This window comes from Pseudoflavonifractor sp. An184, from assembly GCF_002160305.1.
Taxonomy (GTDB): Bacteria; Bacillota; Clostridia; order Oscillospirales; family Oscillospiraceae; genus Lawsonibacter; species Lawsonibacter pullicola.
In genome coordinates this window covers 13,949-34,141 of record NZ_NFKI01000017.1, presented here as the reverse complement: position 1 = coordinate 34,141, position 20,193 = coordinate 13,949, and the positions used below count along the sequence as shown (strand labels likewise).

Genomic DNA, 20,193 nt, shown 5'->3' with positions numbered 1-20,193 from the left:
GCCGGGTCTTCCGGTGATAGGGGACCTGCCGCACAGTGGCGCATCTCCGCCACGATTCAAGGCGGCGGGCAGACCGGCCCGCTTTGCTGGGAGCTGTATCTGTACTGTTATATTTTTTCTTCACATTAAAACCTCCGTTACATCGTGATGGTCGGTTCTTCATGATCGTCGGGCTTATGCCCCATAGCGATCTTCTTTTCCCGGATCTTCCGCCAGAGTTTTTTGTCCACGGTCAGCCTCAAACCTCTGGGGTGGGGAGGCTGGCTCTGCTCCCGGAAGATGCCGGCCAGGTGATGGAGCAGCCGGGCGGCTGACTGCACAACGGGAAAAAGATCCCGGTGATCCATACGCTCCACAAAATACTGGGCGTACTGATCTCCCTGCTCCGCTGCTTTCTGGAACCACTGCCGAGCGGCCTTCCGATTCTCTGGAACATCCTTTCCCAGCAGGAAGAGCTTGCCAAGGGCATACTGGGCATATTGGTTTCCCTGCTCCGCGGACGCGGTCAGCCAGCGGACGGCCCCGTCTGCATCCTTGGGAACCGCATCTCCCTGGAGAAGCAATTTCCCAAGGCGATATTGAGCGTGCTGATCTCCACCCAGGGCCGCACGTTCCAGCCATCGGACAGCGGCGACGGGATCGTGGGGCAGTGTTGTCCCCGAGAGATACAACCTTCCCAACGTAAAAGCGGCGGAGCAACTTCCATGCTCCGCCGCCTTGGTCAGCAGCTCCACCGCCTGGGCCGTCTGTTCCGGCGGTGCTTTCGGATCTTCGAGGATGGCCCTCGCACGCCGGTATATCTGCTCCCATGAGTTGTGCGGTTCTCCGCTGTCATTAGAACGTTCATCCCAAACGGACTCTGGCCCCGGCTGGGGGCCGTCTGCTCCTTTCTGTTCTGGTAGTGTGTCCTCTGCCTGATCCTCCGGATGGAACACTTGCCGCAGTTCTCCCAGCCGTATTGCCTCCTGGATGACCATGTTTTTGATCCGCTTGAATTCCTTCTGCCGGGAGAGAGGCAGGCGTTCCGGCAGATCGTTTTTGTAGGTGCGCAGCACCTCCTCCCGCATCTCATACCACAGGTCGTAGGCTTTGGCCACACGGGGATCCCTGGCCAGCTCGTCCACGATCTCGTCCACCACGGCCTTCAGCGGCGCTTTCAGATAGCCGTATTGTTTTTTCCCGGAGAGGAACTGCAGGCGATCCGCCAGATGGGTCATAAGCTCCTCGATACGTGGATTGTCAACCGTTCCCTCCTCCATGCGGAGGAGCAGCTCCCGCATCACCTCTTGGGCATCCCGGTTCAGCACGTCCCGCCGCTGGGTCTGCTGCTGATAAAGTTCGGTCAGGTCGTTCTGGAAGATTTCTTTGGCCAGACCGGACTTGATGTCCGCGATCCCCTGCTTGGTGAGGTAGCCGGACGTTCCATCCGCGCTGTAGCAGACCATGTGGATGTGAGGATGGTGGGACTCGTCGTGGAAGGCGGCATACCACCGGAACTGATCCCAGGGGATCTTCATGGCCTGGGCAATCTCCATGGCGTATCCGGTAAGCAGGCTTTTCCACCGCTCCGCGTCGTCGTAGCCCAGCCGGGCGGCGTCCTCCCGCCGCAGGGAAATGATTGGGAGCCACACATTGCCGGGGTGGTGTGCAATCTCCTCCGCCACCTTGGACAGGGGCGGCGACTCATCCGAGCCGGTGAAAAGGGCATGGGAGCCCGTACGCTGGGCGCGGGGACGGCTGGCGATGTAACTGATGTAGTTTTCTTTTTTCGCCGCCGCATCGTAGTTGTCCTCCAGCGCCCGTGTGATGAAGTCTGCGGCGTTGCCCCGAGTGGGTGCGGCGGCGTAGTCCTCGTACTCGAAGGTTCCACGGCTGAGAGGAAAATCCCGGAGGAGCTGCTCCACCATCTGCTGCTGTTTTTTTGTAGCGGGCAGTTGGGCTTTGTCAGCGGCGATCCGCTGAGCGCCCTCTCGAGTCGCCATGTATCGGACATAGTTGCTCAGATGGGCGGCAACTTTTTTCGAGCCGCCCCGAATGTAGGGACACTTGAAAATCAGATGAGGCACGCATATCACCGCCTTGTATCGAACAAAATAACCGCACGATTTTATTGACAATATCGTGCGGTTTCCGTATAATGAGAATAGCAGGAACCACACTATAACCGCTGGAGGTGTTTGAAATGATCGTGACAGCAACGGAGTTCAAATCCAATCTGGGAAAGTATCTGGACATGGTTGCCACGCAGGATGTGTATATCACGAAGAACGGGAAGAACATCGCCCGCCTGACCAGCCCCTCCAGCAATAAGCTGGCGGTGCTGGACGAGTTGGTGGGTATCGCATCTCGAGTGGATGCAGATGAGGACACGATCCGGAAGGAGCGTCTGGCGCGGCAATGAGGATCATGGTGGATACCAATGTGCTTTTGGACATCCTCCAGAAGCGTGAACCGTTTTTTTCGGATTCCTATCAAGCTCTGCGCAAGGCGATTGAGGCGGAGGCGGAGTGTCTGCTTTCCGCCTCCGCAGTAACCGACATTTTCTATGTGCTGCGGAAGGCGCTGCAGTCTCCACAGCAGGCGAAGGAGCGTGTGGAGCAGCTGGCCGCGCTGGTCACCTTTGCCGATGTGACTGGGATGGACATCCACACCGCGCTGTCACGGGAGATGCAGGACTTCGAGGATGCTGTGGTGGACGCGGTGGCAGAGCGGAATGAGGCCGACTGCATCCTGACCCGGAACACGAAGGATTTCGCAGGCTCCATTGTGCCAGCAGTCACACCCTCTGATTTTCTGAATAGCTGAAACACAAACGCCGCCGTCCTGCTTGGACGGCGGCATTTCAGTTCGCACCTTTTTGATAGTCGACGGCGTCCTCGAAGGAGATCCTGCCTCGGGTCTCTTTGACCTCGCGGACGCACCTCCCCCGGAGCTCCCGGAGATCCTCGTCCGTGAGCTCCATACCTGCCGCCAGGATATTCATCATCATATCCATCTCCACCGCCAGTTTGAACAGCAGGCGGCAGATCCGATCCTCGCTGGCCTGCACAGTAGCGCGAATGGCGGAGAGCAGTACAGGCGGCAGGGCGGAGAAGGTATCCTGGGCGGTCAGGTGCTCGCAGTAAAACTGGAGCGCCTTTTCCACGAATTCATTTTGACTTCTGCAATTGGAGAAGGGCATAGCCGCGGCGATCTTCTGCTCCGTCTCCGGTGAGATCCGGGTGTGGATTCGTGTCTTTTCTTCTGTCATAGTCAAACCTCCAAAAATCTTGATTTCAGGGCGAAGGAGCCACATCTGAGCCAGCCAAAACGCCGGAACAACGGTGGATTCCGGCTGAATTGGAGCTGGAACAGGAGACTCCTCCTCAAAAGAGGAGCCACGCTATATTTTGAAAACATGCGGAAAAGTGGTGGCCTTTGCTTGAAAACCGTATCCCCGGCCCGCATTGCGGGACGGTGTGAAAGGCGGTGGAGCCACCGCTTTATCCCGCACTTTTTTCGTCCCCCCGGTTCACGTCGTTGTAGGCTCCATATCTCTCACTTCGCCGCAGGCAGCAAAGCCCGTTCCTTGCGCCGCACCGTCTCTCCACCCCTGAGCACTTCGCTGGGTCAGAGGGCGGTTTTGCGAAACAGCGGGCGCACGGCCTCAACACGCCTCTGCAGAGGGCGGGGAGGGGTACGGATGCCACCCCGCCATCAAAAGGGCGACACGGGGCGGCACAGGGGCAACAACGGGGAGAAACGCAGGAGCCGCCCATCGAGGGCGACTCCCACCAGCTACATCTGAGGCCCCTGTTCCATGGACGACTCCTCTGAGCACAGCTCCTGTCGGTAGTTATCCAGGGACATCCCGGCCTGCGATTGGCAGTAGCCCTCCATCTTCTCCCGGAGCTGTTCCCGATCCGAGGCGGTCAAGGGATAAGAAAACTCGAACTCGTTCCCGTCACCGCAGACAAGCACGACGGTCAGTGACTGCTCCGGCCCGCCCGTCTCCAGGTCATAGTTGGCGTAGACGTTGAGCCAGTCGCCATTGGAATCTGAGGTCACATTGGTCCCAAACACTGCGTCCGGGTCGAAGGTGACCGGCATGTAGAAGGACAGCGTTCCGTCGTACTCGGAGATGTCGCCTTCGAAGGAGACCTGCCGCAGATCCAACCGCTGGCTCCCGCCATCCAGCTTGGGCGGCGTCCCGGCCTCCTGCCGATACCGTTCCGCATAGAGATCGTTCAGCGTTTTCCTGTACTGTTTCTGGCAATGCTCCTCCAGCTCGGTCCTCAAAAGTTCCCGCTCCGACGGAGAAAGAACGTAGGTGAAAGACTTCTCCCATGCGCCGTCTTTTCGGTGCAGCGTGAGATCCAAGTGATCCCGCACCTCCTGCCGGGCCACGTCGTAGCTGACGTAGATGTCGAGCCAGCTGCCGGTCTTGGCGCATTTTACCTCTGGACCGAACACCTCCATCTGCACCATGTCGCTGGAGCAGTCCACCTGAAAATCCAGCAGCCGCCCCATACGGTTGGCTGGCTCTGTGAACAGAAGGTCTCCCGGCTGGAGGTCCCGCAGAGCCTTCAGAGGGACGCCGAGATCCCGGTCAGTCAGCTCTTTTCCCTCCAGCCGGGACACAAATTTCCGCCAACGCTCCTCCTGAGAGCTGTGCTCCTTGCGGAACGCTTGGTAGGCAGCGGCGCTCACATCCTGGAACCGATAGCTTTTCCAGCCGTCCAGAATGTGGACGGCTGAGAACACTTTTTTGTCAAAGTCCAGCTCGAATACGCCGGCGACACGCCCTGTGTTCTCCAGCCGCTCCTGTGTCAGCTCATTAAACCGCTCCAGAGAAATGTCATAACCTCCATAGATTTTTCGGGCAAAGGCGTCGGTGCCACCATCTCCCTCCTGCAGGCACTTACGCAGGAGCCGGGCTATATCCAGAAACTCTTTCGGATATTCGGTTGCCAGACAGCGGCTTTTCCCTCCATCCCATAGGCGGAATACAGAGAAAACTTTCCGTGCCTCGGCCTCTCGCAGCTCCTCCTGCCGCTCCTGTTTGATGCAGGACTCGATCTCCCGAACTTGGTCTGCTGGCACCATCTCCCGGTACAAATCTACCAGGTAGTCCTGCAGATACTTTTCGATGTTGGTGCCCTGCTCCTCCAGAGCCGCTTCCAGTGCATCCCAGCGGCGTTCGTCCAGCCACACCTCGGCAGAATAGGAATTGCCCATCACTCCACCTCCTCTGCCTGAATCGGCTCAGTCGTGCGGGCGAGTTTGCCAGACTTGGGACGGGCTGGCTCCTCGGAACTCTCCCGGCTTTCGATGTACTCCCTGGTCTGGGAAGGCACATATTTTTTATAGAGTCGCGCCATAAAATCATCTAACTCCGCCTCCAGAGAGGTGCCGCTCTTGCCCATGTAGAACTGGATTGCTCTGAGTTTTTCCTGTTCAACAGCCACTGAGATCGTTGCTTTTTTCATTTTGTCATCCTCCTGACGTCGGTAAATAATATCTTGGATTTGTCCGCTCCCCGTTGACACGCACCTCGAAGTGGAGGTGGGGCCCTGTGGACCGCCCGGTGGAACCGGAGAGAGAAATGATGTCTCCGGCCTCTACCGTCTGCCCCACCTGGGCCAGCAGTTGTGAGTTGTGGCCATACAAGGTGGAGAGACCATTCCCGTGGTCGATCATCACATAGTAGCCGTAGCTGCTGCTGTACTGGGACACAGTGATGGTGCCGGGCAATGCGGCCCGGATGGGCGTGCCCGTAGGCACCGCCAGATCCATGCCGGTGTGCCCCCTGGTCTCGCCGGTAAACGGGTCGCTGCGGTAGCCGAACTCCGAGGTCACCACCGACTCCCAGCCAGCTCCGATAGGAGAACAGAACCCGTCCACCCCAATAAACGGCATGTCCGCTCCGGGAAACCAGCCGCCGCTGGATCCGCCGGGGGAGCCGTAGACGATTAGGTTGTAGATGTTGTCAGCGTTTGCCTGGTGGCTTGGAGTGGCCGTGACTCCCGTCGCCTCGCCGATCCGCTCGTAGATTTGGGACAGGTCATCCACCAAGTGCGGGATCTGATAGGTCTCCTCGGCTTCCACCTCGTTGCCTTCTTGGTCTGTGTCAATGACCGTCCGGATCCCCTCGGTATAGGTCACAAAGCAGTCCACAAAAGATTGCAGCCCCACCTCGTCCGGCTGTTGGGCGCCGAAATACAGAACATAAAAAATGGCCTTGACCCGATTTGCGTCAAGGCTTTCCCCATCTTCCAGCAAGCTGTTGATCTCCTCCACCATGCTGTCCAGCATACTAAAACTTTCCCGCATCTCCAAAATAAACTGCCGGTACTCCGGGGTGGCGCTGGCGGAGATGGTCCCGCCGTGGAAGCACAGCTCCACGGTGGACACGTTGTGCTGAGAAGTGGAGGAGAATATAGAGCAGATCAGGGCCACGACCAAGATGATGGGGGAAAGGATGGCCACCAGCACCCAGCCGATCTTCTTCCGAGTGCTCTCGTCTGTCAGAGCAAGAATGGCCGCTTTGATCGCGGCCACGGCAGTTGCGCTCATGCGGTATCATCACCTCCTTGATCTCCGTGCTGCGACTACCGTCCTCCCGCTGTTCCGAACAGTTTTTCCTTATAAGGCGGGGCGTGAACTTCCAATAGGTATCGCTCATTGCCGCACTTGTAGAGGCAGACACCCCGCTGGGGATATCGGATCAGCTCGAACTCCGAAGGCTCCAGCTGAAGGTTGTCCATATAAAACCGCTTATCCACACTGCCGGCGTTGAACAGGAACTGATGGGTGGGGATAGCGAAGAGGGGGCGAGTCAGCTCCCGGATGCCCGGTTGGTCGAAGTCCTCCAGATTTTGCGACGCCAGAATCAGGGCGGACTCCTTTTTGCGGACACGCTTCAGGCTGTTGCGGATATACTCCACGGCGGTGAGATTGCTCAGCCAGATGTACAGCTCGTCCAGCGTGGCCACGGTGTTCCCCTCGGTGAGCAGCTTGTCGCTGAAGAAAGAGAGCACGTTAAACAGCATGGCGTTCTTCACACTGCTGTTGGCCTGGAGCAGCCCCTTCACGCCGAAGACCAGGAAACGGAAGCTGGTGATATTTGTCGGCCCGTTGAAGAACTTGCTCTCTGCCCCCCGGCACATGGAGTGGAGGCCCAGCAGGATCTCCCGCAGCAGTTCTTTGGGGTATAGCGGGTTTTCCTCCCGGTCGTAGTGCTGGTATGCGTCCTCGATGACGTCATAGAGGTCGGAGAGGATGGGATAGTCCGTTGGTGTCAGGGTGGAGAAGTCCGTGTGGTCGTTCAGCCCAAAGCTCCGGTACAGCCGCTCCAGCATCAGCTCGATGGTGTCGATGTGCCGGTCCGCGAAATCCTTGTAGGAGCGGAAAAAGTCTTTCAGGAAGGAGATGTGCTGGCTCAGGCGGGTCTTCTGGCGGAAGGCAAGGGGGGTGTCCGGCTCCGGTTCCCCCTCGCCGCCCACATCCCACACCTTGGGCTCCAGGGGATTGATGCGGTACTGGCCGCTCATCAGGTCGATGAAGCATCCGCCCAGGTGGGAACAGAGATCAATGAGCTCATGCTCCGGGTCCAGGCAGATGGCGGACTTCCCGGCCTCCAGGATGCTGCACAGCAGGAGTTTCAGGAGATAGCTCTTGCCCTGGCCAGAGTTGCCCAGGATGAGGGCGCTGGCGGTGGTCTTGTCCTCCGCCCGCCGGTCCAGATCCACGATGATGTTGGAGCCGTAGCGGTCCCGCCCAATGTAGAATCCGTGGGGATCGGTCTTGCCGGAGTAGTTGAAGGGGTATAGATTGGCCACCGAGCTGGCGGGCATGACACGCTCATACTGGCTCCTGAAAGTGTTGCGGCCCATGGGGTTGGATGAGAGGAATCCGTCCTGTTGGCGCAGCAGGAGCTGGTCGGTCCCCAGCTTGCTCCGCACCAGCTCCGCCGTCACCTCCTCCCGGAGCCGGCGCAGGCTCTCCGGGTCACGGGCTGCCAGGTCGATGTACACCGCGCAGTGTACCAGAGGCTCCCGGTTCTTCCGCATGGCGGCGATGAGCTCCGCCACATCCTGGAGGTTGCCCTCGGCGGTGACGGCCGCTTTCATGCTGTTGGTGCTGCTCCGGGCCATGCGGTTCTTGTTCTCCGCGTTGTGGAGGATGCCATTTTCCTCGGCGGCGGTCACCTGTCTGGTATAGATGCTCAGGGTGACGCCGCTTTTCTCCCCCAGATGGCGGAGCAGGGCCAGCTCCTCCGTGGTGGCGGGGTAGCTACGCAGGGCCAGGGTGCAGTGGTACATGCTGCCACAGATATAGTGATCCGTGTTGAACTTCACGGCAGCGGGGGCGATAAGGTCCAGGAAATCCTTGGGCCGTGTCTCCTGAACCCGCGGCTCTGTTTTGTTCTTCTTTTTCTTCTGTATTTTCTTAGGCATTTTCCATCACCCACCTCTCTCCGTCGCAGTTCTCAAACCATTCCGTGGTCACGTCCTGCTGATAATATACCGCCAGCAGGCGCTTGACGTCCTGCTCCGAGGCAAGACGTGCATGGAATCCCAGATCCCGCAGGGCCTGCTCCATCTGCCGCAGGCGGCTGATGTCCTCGCCGGACTCCTGCTGATCCAGGCGATAGACCAGGGCAAACTCCCGGGCCGAGGCGGTGGCGGCCTGGATCTCGTCCAGGTGGGCGGCGTCCTGCCGCAGGAGTTCCCGGATAGCCGGGAGCTCCTCTGTCTCCAGCCGCTGGCGGTACCAGTCCTTGTTGCGCTGGAAGGACTCACGGGAGTCCAGGGCCAGCAGGCGAACCTCCTGGGTGCCGCACAGGAGATCCGTCAGATTTTTGACCCGGCTGCGGATTCCCTCGCCGGACAGGACGGACAGATTATCCGGCTTGACCATAAAAAAGACCAGCTCCCCGCCGGCGGTTTTGGCGCCGTGGTCGGTGAGCTGGCGGATCCCCATGAGTTGCCGAGAGGTTTGCCTCTGCCGCAGTTCCTTCTTCTGTTGTCTATTCAATGGTTTCCCCCCATTCGTAATACTGCTGTTTCAATATCAAAAAGCATACAGCATAGCGAAGGAAGTCCAGGATACTGGAGCCCTCCAGCCGGATGCTCAGAAAGGCATAGAGGACGGTGACCACCAAGGGGAGCAGGATACCTGTCTGGGCAATGGCCAAGACAGAGAAGAGAAACCCCACCCCGATGATGGCCACGTCCCGCAGCTCCCACAGCCACAGGGTGGCTTTGGCCTTCAGATTGTCTGGATAGATAAACATAGATGACCTCATTTCTATCTGAAAAAGCATACGCCGCCGGAGGACCGGCGGCGCGTCTTTGTGCTATTATTCTGTTTGATCCGTCTCCTGCGGTTCCGGTTCAGAGCCGGACGCCTCATCTGCGTCTCGCTCCTCCGCCAAGGCACTCTGGATACAGCCCAGGAAGAATTCCTTTTGTTTGAAGTTGTTCCGCTGGAGATAGGCTTTGAACTCCTCAAACAGCTCCACCGGCACCTGGAAGGCGATTGTTTTCGTATTAAGATTCATGTTCTGGTACCCCTCTTTCATTTGATAAAATTCTATGATGAGTTGGGTCATGTACTCGCTCAGGGTCTGGCCGGACGCCTCCTGCTCCTGTCGGACACGGCTGTGCAGGCTGATAGGTATTTGCGCACAGAGGTTTCGTTTTTCTTCCGCCATGGTGACTCCCCCTTTCTGGATGGCAAGGCAAGTATATCGAAAGCTCTATGGAATAGCTATTCACAGAAAGCAACAAAGAAATTGTGTAAACGCAAGCGTAATGGACAAGCCCCACCGCAAAACTTTTGGTGGCTATCCGCCGGCAGGTCAGGTATAATCAGGGTATCATTTTAAGGGGAGGCGGAGGATATGGTGCGGTGCCGCTGGGCAGATCCCAATTCAGAGATCTATCTTGCTTACCACGACAGAGAGTGGGGCCGTCCGGAGCATGATGACCGAAAACTCTTTGAGATGCTGACCCTGGAAGGGTTCCAGGCGGGCCTCTCCTGGCTCACCATTTTGAAAAAACGGGAGGCGTTTCGTACCGCCTTTGACAGCTTTGAACCGGCAGTGGTGGCCGGATACGGCCCAGAGAAGGTGGAGGCTCTGATGGCCGACGCCGGGATTGTCCGCAACCGGGCCAAGATCCAGGCCGCCATCCAAAATGCTGGGGTGTTCCTTGCCATCCAGAAGGAGTTTGGCTCTTTTGACCGCTATCTCTGGGGCTTTACGGATGGGAAAGTCATTTTGAATACGGATGATGTTTTTCACACCAGTACCGATCTGTCCGACAAAATCTCCAAGGATCTGAAACGCCGGGGGATGAAGTTCGTGGGAACGACCATCATTTATTCCTTCCTCCAAGCGGTGGGCGTGGTGAATGACCATGAGCTGGCCTGTTTCTGCCATCCCAGTCACGCAGAGTAGCCTGCGGCAATGATAACGCCCTGCATGATGAATTCCACACACGGAATGGCCACGCTGTTTCCTAAAGCCCGATACCGGGCGGAGTCAGAGGCGCCAGGGAGATCCGTCCACCCATCCGGAAAACCTTGGAGGCGTTCACACTCCAGCGGCGTGAGGCGGCGGATCAGCTGAGGCGGTCCTGTTCCTGCGGCCTGATGGATCAGGTCTGTCGCGTCCTTGTACTGGCGCGCACTCTCTGTGGATGCCACATCACTGGGAGAAAACTTGTCTGCACGCTGCCGGGAAAATACCGCATGGTGATCCGTGGCGGTCAGGGTGTAGGAGACGTCCTCCTGATAGCCGATCCCGTTGCCGCCGTTTTGGGGCTGGCGGTCAATGGCATTGCCGGTGATGCAGAAAGTCTCCGCTGGATCCTGTTCCACTAAGGGCAGGTTATTCCCGCCGGTACCGGCACGGGCAGACAGTGTGGGCACCACGGGGTGCGGCCCGGTGTACCGGGCGTCGATACCGTGGTTTTCGTAGACAAGGGGCTGATTGTTTCCGCCCTCCCCAAAGCTGGCGGATATAGTCTGGGCACAGTCCACAGGTCCACAAAAGCGGGTATCCTGGCCGTGGTTGTCAAAGACAAGCGGCTGGTGTCCGTGCTCCTGGGCCCGCAGGGTGCCGGACACGTCCTCTGAACAATCCATGACGCTTCCGCCCTGGTCGTTGAGGCAGAGGATGGAGGGCATACAGTTGCCGCTGGCGCTGCCCTTCAGCGTTGGGGCTATCTGCTCTGAATAAGCGATGCTGCCGGCGCTTGCCCCTGCCCCTGCGGAAAACCCAGCTACAAAGGTCTGCTGTTTCATCCCTGGCTGGGCGCTGAGGGCTCCGGCCACATCATGGAGGTCGCGCACCTCGTCTCTTTGATTTGCGGCAAAAGCAACAGCGAGTTCTCCAGGGGTAAATTCCAGTTTCTTAACCTGTCTGGCTAATCCCGCCTGTGCCGTCAGTGCCGCCTTCAACTGGTGCGGCAACTCTTTGCCGCGCTCCTTCGCCCGGCGCAGGATCCCCAGGCAGGCCGTCTGCGACAGGTAATATTTTTGTGCCGGAGTGGGCTCCAGAATATCAGACAGGGATGTGCGAACCGGCTCACGAGGCGCGGGGCCGGTATTGAGGAACAGCTCCCCCTCCCGATAGGGGGAGCGAAGTTCCCAATAGTGACTGCCGAACAGATCCACATGGCCGCAAGACAGGTCTAAAACCAAATACGGGATCGCGGCCAGCTCTGACGCCGGTTTTGCCGGCGCCTTTCTCTTGAGAGACGGTACAGCCGGGACACGCTCCTCTTGATCAGCCAGTCCGGGCAAAGTCAACTGCTCCTCTGATCCAAGGTGATACTTCACACCAAAATCATCTCCTCCTTTTCCGGCGTTCTCTCCGTCCCATTCGAGCTGTTAAGGAGATCGAACAGGATCTTCGGCGCGGTCATTCCCGCAAAATCAGCGATCAAATAAATGCGCTTACGCCGCTGTGCGACGCCCCAGAACTGTGCGTCCAGACAGCGCCAAGCCAGTGAGAAGGCACCCTCCACCCGGATCTCTCCCGCGTCATGCCATGGATAGGGAAATGGCCTGGGGATCGTTGCGCTTCCGTCATAGACCCGCAGGATCTCCTCCAGCACGATGCGAAAATCCTCACCTTTTGGTGATCCGCTGCTGAAAGCACCAGGCACGTTCTCCCATGCCATATACCGGGGGCGGATCTGTACTCCGGTGCGGCCGCGTTCCCGCTCTGCCGTGCGCATCTCCTTGATGATGCGGATCTGCTCCATAAAAAGGCCGGAGCGGGCGCCGGATAATCCGGCCCTCGCTCCGGCGACAGAGAGATCTTGACATGGGCTGCCTCCGCAGATGATATCCACGGGGAACAGCAATTTCCCGCTCAGCTTGGTGATATCCCCCTTGTGGGCCATACTGGGGAAACGCCGTAGGGTGACTTCTATTGGAAATGCCTCGATCTCGCTTGCCCAGACGGTGTTGATGCCGAAACGGGCAGCGGCCAGGGGAAAACCGCCGATACCGTCAAACAGGCTCCCCATGGTCATCGCCGTCGTAAGCTCCACATTGCTCATTTTGATGCCACCGCCTGCACGATTGTCCTGGTGGTGTTGACGGCGGCCTGAGCGGTATAGACTGCGCTCATGATATTGGCCCTGGTGGTAGTGTCCAGACCGAATGTGCCTGCGATTCGGGGCACCTCATTGGCGGAGAGCATGAGGCCCAGCCCCAGCAAGGCGTGGTCTTTGAACACCATAAGGCCCGCCACCAAAATTGTGGATTGCAGGAAGGCGGTCAGGCACAGGCCGATGACCTGCTTGATCCACTGGATAAAGCCATCTGTGTAGCCTCTGGGGATGCTGAACATGTACAGGCTCCCCACGGCGATCTGAATGAGCAGGATGCCGCCCCGCTTGAGATTGGAGAAGAACACCTTGATTACCGCATAGGCCATGAGGATGACGCAGAAGATGATCATGATGGGACTGGTAATGACGCCCAATCCGAAGCCCCCTGCGGCGCCTGTCATCTCTGTAACACTCTCCACTCCGTTGAGATCCTCGATGATTTGCTGTCCCACCGTTCCAATGCTGGTTCCAAAGCCGGTGAGCCCGGAGGCAAAGGTCCCTTGCAGGGTCACCGACAGGGAGTAAAGCCGCACCGGGACGGTGGTAAACAGGCATACTGACAGGAACCCTTTCAGAATGTTCAAGGCGGTGTCCTTGATATTGGCCCGGCCGGTGGTATAGTCGATCCCACATTCAAAAATACAAACCACCAGACTCACGCCGAACAGCGCCCAGCCCAGCTGGGAAAAAAACAAGACGATAGTCTGCACCCAGTCCAAGTCAAACAGCTCCACGCCCATGTTGCCCATCTCGGCGAAAAAATTCCCCAGAAACCCTACCACCTGACCATAGAACCAGTCGATGAGGTTGTCCATAACAGTGGACGCCACAAAATCAAGAATAAAGATAGCGCCTCACCCCATTTCCATACCGTGCTCTTGTGGGGACGGATCAGACAGACCCAAGTCTCCGAAATCTTTCTTTTTATTTTGAAAAAGCCATAGGAGCGCCTCGGATTCTGTTTCCTCCTCCGGCGTGTACTCACAAAAAGGTTCCTCGCCTCCGTGCTCGATCAGATGATTTGCAATTTCGGGAATCTCCCATCCATCCGCAATCAGTCTGGCCGCCCCTCGGAGCTCGAACGGGTTGAAGGTATAGAAGTCCGCATAGTTAAAGAGATCTGTTGCAACAATCTCACCATGATCCCGCTTGACCAGGGCCAGATCCACATACAGAGAATCATAAAAAGTGGAACATCCCATTGTCTCCTCTACTTCCGGATCTTCCGCTAACAGGGCGTAAGACTCCAGTGCGGCCTCGGATGCCTGGGGAAGCAGCATGCGGACCCATAGATCAAATTCTTCTCTCTGCATGGTTTTCTCCTCTTAAATCCCGATGATGCCCCAGATGTAGTTGGGGGCCAGCAGGACGAAGACCAGGCAGACGAACAGGATGACTGGCCCTGCCCACTCGAACTGCCCATGTTTGCGGTAATCAAAGTAAGCCATGGCGAGCTTGGCGAAGAAGGCGATGGCCAGCACCATGCTCAAAGCAGGAAAGACCACATTGTCCACCACGGTCTTGATCTGGCTGGAGGCGTCCGTCCAGGTCTGCTCCACCGCGCCGGCCACATCCCCGCCCGCTGCAAAAGCAGGTGCGCAGAGACACAAGGCCAGGGTGAGAACAATGAGGAATATCTGAAAAATTCGCTTGCGTTTCATGATCGTTTTCCTCCTATAAAAAAGAATGGAGTGCCGTCCCGTGGGACGGCACTCTGGATCAAATGATATTGGTGCTGCTTAGTAGCCGGTGCGGGGCAGAGGCTCCGAGGGCTTGTAGACCTTAGTCACCCAACGGGAGGTGGCCATGATCCACTGGCCGTTGTAGACGCCGCCTGTGTCTGCCTGGTTCACAAATTGAGTTCCTCCGGTGAGCCAGGAGACCACGTTGCAGTACACCTGCGGCGCCTCTACCTGCCGGAAGTTGGCGGGTACCACCCCAAACACTACCATGAACTCGGTGATGACCTCATTGGAGGCCAGCCCCAGAGCGGCGGGAGAGGCATCCAGCACATAGTTCTGCTGGGTGCTCAGGTTGTCGTACATGGTCCGGTAGTTGGGATTCAGATTGGTCTTATAGACCACCTTGTAGTTTCCAGGAACGTTATAGGTGCCGGTGACGAGCTTGTCCAGCCGCACCGCCTGGGTAGGCAGGGTGTCGCGCCAGTAGAAGGAGGTCAGACTTGTGGTGGAGTTGTTGCCGATGCCGCTGAAATCATAGCGGATCTGCTGGCTGGGCATGACCTCCACATAGCCGGTTTTCTTGATGGAGACGTTGGTGTACAGGCTCTTGTTGGTCATGGCCGCCTTGACAATCTGGCCGGCGTACTCGATCTCCACCTCGATGGGCGTCTGGTCCAGGCCGTAAAAGTCCGCTGCCTTGGATTCCACGATTTTGTACCGGCCCAGAGGCAGAGGCCGGGAGGAGGCAACGCCGTTCTTGTCTGTCTTGATGGTATCCACCAAATTGCCGGTCCGGGCGTTGTAGATCTCAAACTCCGTGTTGGGAATGGACGTCCCGGCGGGCCAGCCGTTCATGGAGTTGTAGTCCGCGCTGGTTTTGGTGATCTGAATCTGGCCGGTGATGGCGGTGTTCTCCCAGGTGATCTCCGTGGTGGTGCCATCGGTGACATAGACGGTCTTGAGCTGCTCATCCACGATGTAGCCCTCATTCTCCAGCTCCCGCAGGTAGTAGCGGCCGGAGCTGGGCAGGTCGTCGATATAGACATAGCCCCGGTCATCCGAGGTATACTGCCCAATGGGATTCTTATTGCTGTCATAGAGCAGGAAGGTCACACCGTAGATGCCCTCACGGGTATCCGCGTCGATCTTGTGGATCAGGATGCCGCTGAACGCCTTGTTGGTCACCGTCAGGGAGACGGTCTTGCCGTCCTCCACCTCGAAATAGTGGGGTGTGGGATCCACCTGGAAGCCCTCTGCCGCCTCGGTCTCCACGGCGTAGTAGCCACCATCCTCCAGAGAGACAAAGACGCGGCCATCCTCGCCGGTGGCCACGGTGTCGATGAGTTCATCGTCCACCTTGCGGATCTCGAAGGTGGTGTTGGGGATGCGCTCTGTCTGGTCCGCCTCGTTGACTTTGATGATCTCCACGCCTCCGATGGGCTGGTTGTAGAAGGTCAACGTCTGGGTGTCCGCGGGGTTGACGACGACGGTCTGACTCTGGCCAGCCGGGTCGATAGTGTATCCAGGGATCGTCTGGGTCTCTTTGACCACGATGGTGCCGGTGACGCCGGAAATCATGATCTCACCATTTTCATTGGTCTTGTAGAGGCCCTTGCTGGACAGGTGGCCGTTGGCGTCGTCTACATAGCCGCCCTCGGCGTAGGTCAGTTCAAACTCCACACCGGCAAGAGGCTCATGGGTCACAGAGTCCAGTTTCCGGATCACAAGGGTTCCCTTTGCCTCATTATAAAAGCGCAAAGTCTGTACCTCGCCCGCCTTGATCTCAATGGACTTGGGGGCGGTGTCCAGGACGTAGCCCTCCAGGGCCTTGACCTCTCGCGCGGTGACAGTAGTGCCCGGCTCCAGATCCGTGATGACGATGCGGCCGTTCTCGTCGGTGATGTACTCGCCGTTGGAGGGGCCCACCACCGCACCGCTGGAATCGGTCACCAGGAAAGTCACACCCTCCAAGGGCGTGGTGGTGCCCTCGATATACTTTTCAATGACCAGGGTGGTGCTGGGGGTGTTGTAGAAGGTCAGCGTCTGCGTGTCGTTGGGGTTGACCTGGACCGTTTGAGTCTGGGTAGCGGGGTCAATGGAATATCCGGGGATGGTGGCTGTTTCAGTGACCACCAAGGTACCTACCACTCCATCGATCTGGATCTTGCCGTCTTTGTCCGTCTTATAGAGGCCGTTGCTGGAGATGTAGCCGTTTTCGTCGGGCACATACTCGCCGGTGCTGGTGGTCACTTTGAACGTGACCCCTTCCAGCGGCTCTCCCGTCAGGGAATCCCGCTTATCGATGACAAGGGAACCGGCCTTGGAGTTGGTGATGACCACCGTCTGGGTGTCGCCACCCTCCCCGATGACCACATTGGTGGATGCCTGATCCATGACGTAGCCCTGGGGGGCCTTGATTTCAGAAATGACATATGCGCCGGGGGCCAGGTTGGTGATGTGGATCTCGCCCGCGGAATCGGTGATGAAAATGCCATTCTGCGTGAGGGTGGAGTCGCCGATGACGCCGTCCAGCCCAACCTCGCAGCCGGCGGCTGTCGTCACTCTGAACTCCGCACCAAGAAGAGGCCGACCTGTGGTGCTGTCCCGTTTCTGGATGATCAGCTCACCCTTGGGCTGGTTCTTGAAGGTTAAGCTGACCGTTCTGCCCTCTTTGATCTGCACCGTCTGAGACTGGGTATCAATGAGGAATCCCGGAGGGGCCTGGGTCTCCGTCACTACTACGCTCTTTCCGGGCTGGAGGCCCTCAATCAGGATCTCGCCGTTTTCGTCCGTCCGATAGACGCCATTGGAGTCCCCAATGAGGGTACCGTCCGCATATACAATTTTAAATTCCGCATTGGGCAGGGTCACGCTGGGATTGGTAGCGCAGACCTTGCGGATCAGCAGGTTTCCGTCCGGCATATTCTCGAAGCGCACTGTAATGACCGACTGCTCACCGCTGTCCGCCAAATAGACGGTCTCGGAGCTCTGGATGATGCTGTATCCGTCCGCCGGGTCTACCTCCTCCAGAATATAGGTGCCCGCAGTGAGGCCGGTCCAGATGGCTGTGCCGTTTTTTCCGGTCACTTTCTGACCAATGATGGTACCGCCTGTTCCGCTGGTGCCGCCAAGGAACCTCAATTGGAAGGTGGCTCCGGCCAGGGCCTCGCCGGTGACGCTGTCGTATTTCTCCACGATGATGGCGTTGAGCGGCACATTTTCAAATTGCACCGTCTTGCTCTCGCCGCCGTGGAGGATGACCTTCTGGACGGTGGGCTCCTTCATCTGGAACCCAGGGGCGGGTGCCACCTCCTCGATGGTGAACTCACCGGGGTACAGTCGCTGGCCCTGCGCATGGAGCTTGATCTCGCCGATGGCGTCGGTGGTGATCTCCCCGAAGTCATAGGACTCAGGCGCGTCAGCGGCCGTTCCGTTGCTGACGTAGGTCACATGAAAACGCGCCCCTTCCACGGGAGCGCCGGCGACGGAGTCCACCTTATAGATTGTCAGCTCCGGGGCCTTGTGGTTTTCAAAGACCAGTCTTTTCTCATCCCCCGCATTCAGGGAGATGGTCTGCTCCCGGTCCGCGTCCTTGTCCGGCAGATAATAAGGGGCCGGGACAGACAGCTCTGTGACCCGGAAGGTGCCGGGAGCCACTCGCAGGGTGACGGTGCCATCCTGCCCGGTGGTCACGGTGTTTAGGTAGTCGCTGTCCACACCCTCGATGCGGAACACGGTGCCGGGGATAGGGGTGGTGGAGTCTGCGGCATCCACCTTGGCGATGGTGAGCTGGGGCTGCTTCAGATTGTCGAAGATGAGCTGCTGATCATCACCAGGGCCCAGCCAGATGGTTTGGGTCGGCTCTGCTGCCACCACATAGGGGTCTGGGACGGATACCTCGGTCACCTCATAGCTGTCCACAGGAAGGCCGGTGAGGGTAGCTGTCCCGTCCGGCCCAGTGGTCACGTCCGTGTGGTAGCCATGGTGGATGCCCTTCACCTCGAACACCGCGCCGGGAACCACTTCCCCGGTCTGCCCGTCCCGCTTGAGGATGGTAAGATTGGGGAGCACGTGGTCCACCGCGGTGACGGAGATCGTGCCGCCGCCGTCAATATCCGCCTGATCCACATGGACTACTACCGGCTCCGTCAGCCGGGCAAAAGGCGCAGGGACAGAGACCTCTACGAAGGCATACAGGCCCTCAGTGATGCCGGTGACGGTGATGATGCCGGAGGCGTCCGTGGCCTCCGATCCGATGATCTGGCCGTCCTTCAGGATATTGAAGACCGCACCCTCGATGGGGCTGTCCGAATCGTCCACCTTCAGCAGTTCGATCTTGACCTTGGCATCATTTTCAAAGACCAGATCCACATCGCTTTTGCCGTCCCAGTAGAACTCCTGGCGGACTTTGTTGGGATCGCTGCTGGTGGTGTAGCCAGTGGGCGGAGTGACCTCCGTTGCCACGAAGGAGCCGATGGGCATGGTGTCCCAGGGGACGTCCTCCAGATAGCCGCCCGTGCCGGTGGTGTAGGTGCCGGTAAAGCTGTTGTCCACACCGTCGATGCGGATGACGGCGCCGGCCAGCCCCTTGGTGGGATCGTCCGCATCCACTTTGCGGATGGATCCCTCGCTGGTGATCTCGGGGGTGTCCGTGAAGGTGACCGTGACTGTTTTGCCGTTTTCATTGGGCAGGACCACATACTGGGGGCCGGGGTTGTCGATTTGGTACCCATCCGGGGCTTCCAGTTCCGTGACGGAATAGGTATTTGCGTCCAGGGGGGAGAGGGTATAGGTCCCGTCTGCCCCGGTCACGACCTCCTTGGAGTAGGTCCCATTGGCATTCTGAATGAGAAACCGGGCGCCGGGGAGCCCCTTGCTGGGGTTGGTGGCGTCCACCTTCTTCACGGTCAGCTCATACTGCTCATGGGTGACGGTGAGATTACCGATGATGATCCCCTGGACGTCATAGGCCGGATGCTGTGTGGAGCCGGGGCCGGCGTAGGTATATTCAAAAACTTCGCAGTCGCCCCATACGCCCTGAGCGCCCAAGTCGAGAATATACTGGGCGCGGTCCCGGAGAGAGGTTCCGTCTACGACATCGTCAATGCTGGTGTAGCTGGTGTGCTCCAGATTGTTGTAGACATACATCAGCTCCTCTGCGCAGGCAGCCACGGGATCAGCGGCAAGCGTCTTCTGCTCATGGCGCCAGATGATAGCCTGCACCCAGGCGTTCATGGTCCAGGTATAGTCACTGCCCCAGACCTCATCCACGCCCAGGGCATGAGCCTGGTCTGTAAAAATGCCGCGGCTGTGGGCGTAATAATACGCCATCATGGTTTTGACGGTAGGATCGCTGATGGGCTGTGGGTTATTCCACTCGTGTCCCTCCAGCGACCAGCCCATGCCGCCCCCGTGGTCGGCGCAAAAGCCTGTGACAGTATCGTCGTTGTAGTCAAATTTCATCTGGTGGAGCCAGCAGGTGTCGAGGGCTGCCGACTCATAGTGGACACCGTTATGGGTGCAGTCCTCCATGACAATGGAGTCCGGGCTGGCGGCCAGGGCCGCTCCGGGGAGCAGACCCAGGATACACACCAGCGCCAACAGCATGGAGAGGATCCGGGCAGGCAGAGAGTGCGTCTGTTTCTTCATGTTCTTTTCCTTTCCTCGGAAAGGGAAGGGCCGAAGGGACAGAGCATTCCGGCAGAACGCAAACAGGCCGTGGGCGCTGTATCCCTACGGCCTGTTCCATTTTCGATATTCAGAATTTTGTTGGTCGGTCCCGAAGTCACTTCGAGAGAGTGGTTCTTGCTCCGGCATAGAGCGTCTTATTTCATGGGTATCACCTCCGTTTCTTCTGGATTTAAGCAAAAAAAGAGCGGCCCCTCCTGTTTGAGAGGGGC

17 protein-coding genes and 1 pseudogene are annotated in these 20,193 nt (G+C 58.3%); 3 read left to right on the top strand and 15 right to left on the bottom strand.

Going from position 1 to position 20,193, the window contains the following annotated elements:
* Nucleotides 1-137: 137 nt before the first annotated feature.
* The gene (gene mobP3, locus B5F19_RS07645; protein WP_087289506.1) at nt 138-2,066 is read right to left on the bottom strand and encodes a MobP3 family relaxase; all 1,929 of its coding nucleotides are present in this window, start codon (nt 2,064-2,066) and stop codon (nt 138-140) included.
* A 116-nt stretch (nt 2,067-2,182) separates the two neighbouring features.
* Here mobP3 and B5F19_RS07640 point away from each other — a divergent pair, with 116 nt between their 5' ends.
* Both B5F19_RS07640 and B5F19_RS07635 read left to right on the top strand, forming a co-directional pair.
* Nucleotides 2,183-2,401, top strand: coding sequence for a type II toxin-antitoxin system prevent-host-death family antitoxin (locus B5F19_RS07640; protein WP_087289505.1), 219 nt, complete (start codon nt 2,183-2,185; stop codon nt 2,399-2,401).
* Nucleotides 2,398-2,805, top strand: coding sequence for a PIN domain-containing protein (locus B5F19_RS07635; protein ID WP_087289504.1), 408 nt, complete (start codon nt 2,398-2,400; stop codon nt 2,803-2,805). The genes B5F19_RS07640 and B5F19_RS07635 overlap by 4 nt, the downstream gene beginning before the upstream one ends.
* A 37-nt stretch (nt 2,806-2,842) precedes the next feature.
* Here B5F19_RS07635 and B5F19_RS07630 read toward each other — a convergent pair whose 3' ends face one another.
* The 8 genes from B5F19_RS07630 to B5F19_RS07595 form a co-directional block, all read right to left on the bottom strand.
* Nucleotides 2,843-3,250, bottom strand: coding sequence for a hypothetical protein (locus B5F19_RS07630; protein WP_087289503.1), 408 nt, complete (start codon nt 3,248-3,250; stop codon nt 2,843-2,845).
* Between the two features lie 527 nt (nt 3,251-3,777).
* The gene (locus tag B5F19_RS07625; protein WP_087289502.1) at nt 3,778-5,217 is read right to left on the bottom strand and encodes a hypothetical protein; all 1,440 of its coding nucleotides are present in this window, start codon (nt 5,215-5,217) and stop codon (nt 3,778-3,780) included.
* The gene (locus tag B5F19_RS07620) at nt 5,217-5,468 is read right to left on the bottom strand and encodes a DUF6103 family protein (protein ID WP_087289501.1); all 252 of its coding nucleotides are present in this window, start codon (nt 5,466-5,468) and stop codon (nt 5,217-5,219) included. Before B5F19_RS07620 ends, B5F19_RS07625 begins: the two co-directional genes overlap by 1 nt.
* A 4-nt stretch (nt 5,469-5,472) precedes the next feature.
* Nucleotides 5,473-6,555: a M23 family metallopeptidase gene (locus tag B5F19_RS07615; RefSeq protein WP_087289500.1), complete on the bottom strand. Its 1,083-nt coding sequence runs from the start codon at nt 6,553-6,555 to the stop codon at nt 5,473-5,475.
* Between the two features lie 35 nt (nt 6,556-6,590).
* Nucleotides 6,591-8,438, bottom strand: coding sequence for a DUF87 domain-containing protein (locus B5F19_RS07610; protein WP_087289499.1), 1,848 nt, complete (start codon nt 8,436-8,438; stop codon nt 6,591-6,593).
* Nucleotides 8,431-9,018, bottom strand: a complete 588-nt coding sequence (locus B5F19_RS07605) for a hypothetical protein (protein ID WP_087289498.1) — start codon at nt 9,016-9,018, stop codon at nt 8,431-8,433. The genes B5F19_RS07610 and B5F19_RS07605 overlap by 8 nt, the downstream gene beginning before the upstream one ends.
* Nucleotides 9,011-9,277 (bottom strand): hypothetical protein, encoded by a 267-nt coding sequence (locus B5F19_RS07600; protein WP_087289497.1) that lies wholly within the window; start codon nt 9,275-9,277, stop codon nt 9,011-9,013. Before B5F19_RS07600 ends, B5F19_RS07605 begins: the two co-directional genes overlap by 8 nt.
* Nucleotides 9,278-9,343: 66 nt before the next feature.
* The gene (locus B5F19_RS07595; RefSeq protein ID WP_087289496.1) at nt 9,344-9,697 is read right to left on the bottom strand and encodes a hypothetical protein; all 354 of its coding nucleotides are present in this window, start codon (nt 9,695-9,697) and stop codon (nt 9,344-9,346) included.
* Nucleotides 9,698-9,886: 189 nt separating this feature from the next.
* On the opposite strand from B5F19_RS07595, the gene B5F19_RS07590 reads away from it, so the two are divergent.
* Entirely contained in the window at nt 9,887-10,444 is a 558-nt protein-coding gene (locus tag B5F19_RS07590) for a DNA-3-methyladenine glycosylase I (protein WP_087289495.1), read from the top strand.
* Here B5F19_RS07590 and B5F19_RS17965 read toward each other — a convergent pair.
* The 6 genes and pseudogenes from B5F19_RS17965 to B5F19_RS07560 form a co-directional block, all read right to left on the bottom strand.
* Nucleotides 10,432-11,829, bottom strand: coding sequence for a DNA cytosine methyltransferase (locus B5F19_RS17965; RefSeq protein ID WP_242972734.1), 1,398 nt, complete (start codon nt 11,827-11,829; stop codon nt 10,432-10,434). The genes B5F19_RS07590 and B5F19_RS17965 overlap by 13 nt on opposite strands.
* 62 nt (nt 11,830-11,891) lie before the next feature.
* A pseudogene (locus tag B5F19_RS07580) lies at nt 11,892-12,530 on the bottom strand (DNA cytosine methyltransferase); the annotation flags it as partial.
* A 23-nt stretch (nt 12,531-12,553) separates the two neighbouring features.
* Complete coding sequence (locus tag B5F19_RS07575; RefSeq protein WP_087289494.1) at nt 12,554-13,459, bottom strand: conjugal transfer protein TrbL family protein; 906 nt, start codon at nt 13,457-13,459, stop codon at nt 12,554-12,556.
* A 6-nt stretch (nt 13,460-13,465) separates the two neighbouring features.
* Nucleotides 13,466-13,924, bottom strand: coding sequence for a hypothetical protein (locus B5F19_RS07570; protein ID WP_087289493.1), 459 nt, complete (start codon nt 13,922-13,924; stop codon nt 13,466-13,468).
* A gap of 12 nt (nt 13,925-13,936) precedes the next feature.
* Nucleotides 13,937-14,272, bottom strand: a complete 336-nt coding sequence (locus B5F19_RS07565) for a DUF3852 domain-containing protein (RefSeq protein WP_087289492.1) — start codon at nt 14,270-14,272, stop codon at nt 13,937-13,939.
* 78 nt (nt 14,273-14,350) lie between these two features.
* Entirely contained in the window at nt 14,351-19,942 is a 5,592-nt protein-coding gene (locus B5F19_RS07560) for a SpaA isopeptide-forming pilin-related protein (RefSeq protein WP_087289491.1), read from the bottom strand.
* Nucleotides 19,943-20,193: the final 251 nt, after the last annotated feature.